Annotated in this window: 4 protein-coding genes; 1 reads left to right on the top strand and 3 read right to left on the bottom strand. The window is 60.2% G+C overall.

The annotated features are described in order from the left end of the window. The first annotated feature begins 89 nt into the window (after window positions 1–89). Complete coding sequence (locus tag VNX23_RS30900; protein WP_325635745.1) at window positions 90–1,862, top strand: adenylate/guanylate cyclase domain-containing protein; 1,773 nt, start codon at window positions 90–92, stop codon at window positions 1,860–1,862. Between the two features lie 429 nt (window positions 1,863–2,291). On the opposite strand, the gene VNX23_RS30895 is transcribed toward VNX23_RS30900, so the two are convergent. From VNX23_RS30895 to VNX23_RS30885, 3 genes are all read right to left on the bottom strand, one after another. Beyond that, the gene (locus VNX23_RS30895; protein ID WP_325635749.1) at window positions 2,292–2,495 is read right to left on the bottom strand and encodes a cold-shock protein; all 204 of its coding nucleotides are present in this window, start codon (window positions 2,493–2,495) and stop codon (window positions 2,292–2,294) included. A gap of 479 nt (window positions 2,496–2,974) precedes the next feature. Continuing rightward, window positions 2,975–3,085 carry a hypothetical protein gene (locus tag VNX23_RS30890; RefSeq protein ID WP_325635747.1) on the bottom strand — a complete coding sequence of 37 codons (111 nt, stop codon included), beginning with the start codon at window positions 3,083–3,085 and terminating at the stop codon, window positions 2,975–2,977. Window positions 3,086–3,126: 41 nt separating this feature from the next. Further along, the coding region (locus VNX23_RS30885; RefSeq protein ID WP_325635743.1) for a hypothetical protein at window positions 3,127–3,351 on the bottom strand (225 nt) is incomplete at its 5' end.

Raw genomic sequence — 3,351 nt, 5'->3', positions numbered from 1 at the left:
CCCAGCAGACATCGCGAACTCGATGGACACGCCCGGGTTTTGGCCCATAGACTTCCCCCATTTGCTACCCTGGATCGGAGCGGCTCTACATGGGCGAGGGGCGAGTCGAACGCCGGCTTGCTGCCATCCTAGCAGCCGATGTCGCGGGTTATTCGCGGCTGATGGGTGCCGACGAGGTTGGCACGCTCACGGCATTGAAATCGCACCGGCGCGAGATCGTCGATCCCGCGATCGCCGCCCATAAGGGACGAATCGTCAAGACCACCGGCGACGGCTTGCTGGTTGAGTTTGGCAGCGCGGTGGATGCAGTGACCTGCGCGATGGCGGTTCAGGAGAAAATGGCTGTGCAAACGGCCGAAGGGACCGGGTCGCATATCCAGTTCCGGGTCGGAATAACCGTCGGCGACATCATTATCGATAGCGACGACATCTTTGGAGATGGAGTAAACATCGCGGCGCGCGTCGAGAACGAATGCGAGCCAGGCGGGGTATACCTATCCAGCAGCGCCTTCGAGCAGGTCAGAGGAAAGACCAATTTTGCCTTCGACGATCTCGGCGAGAGATCGCTGAAAAACATCGACCGGCCGGTGAGGATTTATGCGGCGCGTCCACCCTTGTCATCGGCACCGGCCAAGTCGCCTGGCGCGGCCCGAAAGTCTCTTCCGCTACCTGACAAGCCCTCGATAGCTGTCCTGCCGTTTACGAATATGAGCGGCGATCCGGAACAGGAATATTTTGCCGACGGCATGGTCGAGGATATCATCACCGCGCTCTCGCGTATCCGCTGGCTTTTCGTGATCGCCCGCAATTCGAGCTTCACCTACAAGGGGCATGCCGTCGATGTGAAGCAAGCTGGGCGCGAGCTAGGCGTTCGCTATGTGCTCGAGGGCTCGGTGCGCAAAGGCGGCAACCGGATACGGATCACCGGACAGTTGATCGATGCGCTTACAGGCGTGCGTCTGTGGGCCGAGCGCTACGACCGCGACCTTAGCGACATCTTTGCGGTGCAGGATGAAATCGCCGCAAGTGTCACCGCGGTTATCGAGCCGGCATTGGCTGCCGCCGAGCAAGAGCGCGTGCTGCGCAAACCGCCGGAACGACTTGACGCGTGGGAAGCCTATCAGCGCGGCCTTTGGCACTTCCACAAATACCGACCGGAGGAGAACAAAACCGCGCTGGCTTTCTTCAGCCAAGCTATCGCGCTCGATCCGAATTTCGCTCCCGGCCACTACGGATATGCGCTGTCTCTCCAGTGGGGTATCTGGCACTTCTCGAATCGCCCCTTCTTGGAGGTTCAAGGAACCGCGCGTGAAGAAGCGCAAATCGCGGTATCGCTCGACGACAAGGATGCGATGGCGCATGCCGTGCTGGCACACATGGTGATGTGGGGCGGCGAATGGGAGGCGGCGATCGCCGAAGCGCGCACCGCAGTTGCCCTCAATCCAAACAGTGCCTTTGTCATCAGCATGCTTGGTTGTGTACTCGGGTTCGGCGGCTATCGAGAGGAAGCGCTCGAGAGGTTGCAGCAGGCAATGCGTGCCAGCCCACACGATCCCCTGATTTGGCTTTGGTCGATCTGGCGCGCGGTCTTGCAGTTTTTTTCACGCGATTTCGTCGCTGCGCTGCAGACATTGCGCCAAGTTGTTCGCCTGCGCCCGAGCTATGCTCCCCCTTACGAATACATCGCCGCGTCGCTCGCATATCTCGGGCGTTCGGACGAGGCGCGCGAAGCACTCGAACGTGTCCCCCCGCAATCGGCGGAGCAGCTTCAGCGTTGGCAGCAAAGGCCGCCCTGGATGCGGCCCGAGGATTATGCGCTACGGGTCGAAGGTGTCCGCCTTGCAGCCGGAGAGCGGGGTTGAGTGCGACGCCGCGATCCCAATCATCTCTGAACGACTTTCAGACGGCGCGCTAGTGATGGTTTGAAGTTCGCTGTTCTGCAACTGGCGAGCGATGCCATCGAGCGGGGCCGCCGACTTCCGTTGTTGGCACTAAGCCGACATGGCACGATGTCCGGACTTGAGTCCGTTATGCGGTCGAAAGCGAGGCGTTTTTTTTCATCGGGGCTACATCTGGGGCCACAAGATCGTTTTCCCAAGAAAAAAGCCCACGGGGTGTGAACCGGCAGGTTCGATAGGGAAACGGAGTGCGGTGACCGGTCGCCCGGACTAGCAAACCAAGCCGCGCCGCACGCATTCCGATTTGACCCGATCAATCGCTTGCGAAGCTGCAGCGTATTCGTATTTGACTTGAGCGCCGAACAATGCCGCCTCTTGAGCCTCGCTGCGCCCTCACTTCACCCGCAGATTTTCCGCACTTTCCTTGCCACGGTTCGCGACAATATCGAACGAGACCTTCGCGCCCTCGGCCAGCGAGTTGAGGCCCGCTTTTTCGACCGCCGAAATATGGACGAAGACGTCCTTGCCGCCGCCGTCCGGCGCGATGAAGCCATAACCTTTTTGTCCATTAAACCACTTCACTGTCCCGCTCGCCACGTCCGCACTCCCTTTGAAAATACAGCCGTTGCAGTAGAGCGGCGATCGCGGCACTGGGCAAGCAAAAACCCGCCGGCGTGAAGCGGCGGGCTTGAGGTCTGCAGGGGCGGTGTGTAAGCGGGGCCTGAGCCCGCGCTTAGCCCATGCTGCCGGGCATGAAGCACCGAATTTCAGTACGCGGAGGATCGGTCCCGCGAACGGCCGTGTTGGAGGCCCGCCTAGAGGGTTTATTTCGGGGGCTGAAGCTCGCTGTTAAGCCAACCTATCACTCGGTCCGTTTTCAGCGGATCAGGCCGGTCGCAGTCAAAACACTGGAACGCGCGCTGTCCCCTCCCATCGGGAGGTAGCGCTAAAACCAGAGGTGCCCCGCAAATGGGGCAAGTCGGTAGCGCTAGGAACGAGGTCTGGCACAGGGGCGAGACCTACCCCAAGAACCTGTAAGCCGGACCTCGTGACCTACATTTGCCCGAATGACTCCATCACCCGCCCCATCGCCGGATCGCGCGGTTCTTGATCTTGATCCAGTGCTTTGACCGACCGGCCTGATACGGGCGGTCGCGGCGCTTCGACACTAATCCCTCAAGGCCCATTTGGCAGGCGGTGCGGAAGAGGTCAGGACCAATTGGTGCTGTCACCATCCAGTGGCGGCTAAGGTGTGGTGACCCATAATGTCGCGACGTCGCGGCCAACTGCCGTGCTCATTAACCATAGCTGCTAATTTAAACTGTGGTTCTATCGCCTTGCGCACCGGCCAGAGCGAATATTGCTCGGGGTTGTGGTTGGGACTTCGCAACGACGCGAGGTAGCCCATGAAAGTAGCACCGTCTTCACCCGGCGAGGTGTATCTCACAATTGC

It is taken from the genome of Bradyrhizobium sp., assembly GCF_035570375.1.
Lineage (GTDB): Bacteria > Pseudomonadota > Alphaproteobacteria > Rhizobiales > Xanthobacteraceae > Bradyrhizobium.
The sequence above is the reverse complement of the archived record's forward strand: the minus strand, read 5'-3'. Positions and strand labels throughout refer to the sequence as shown.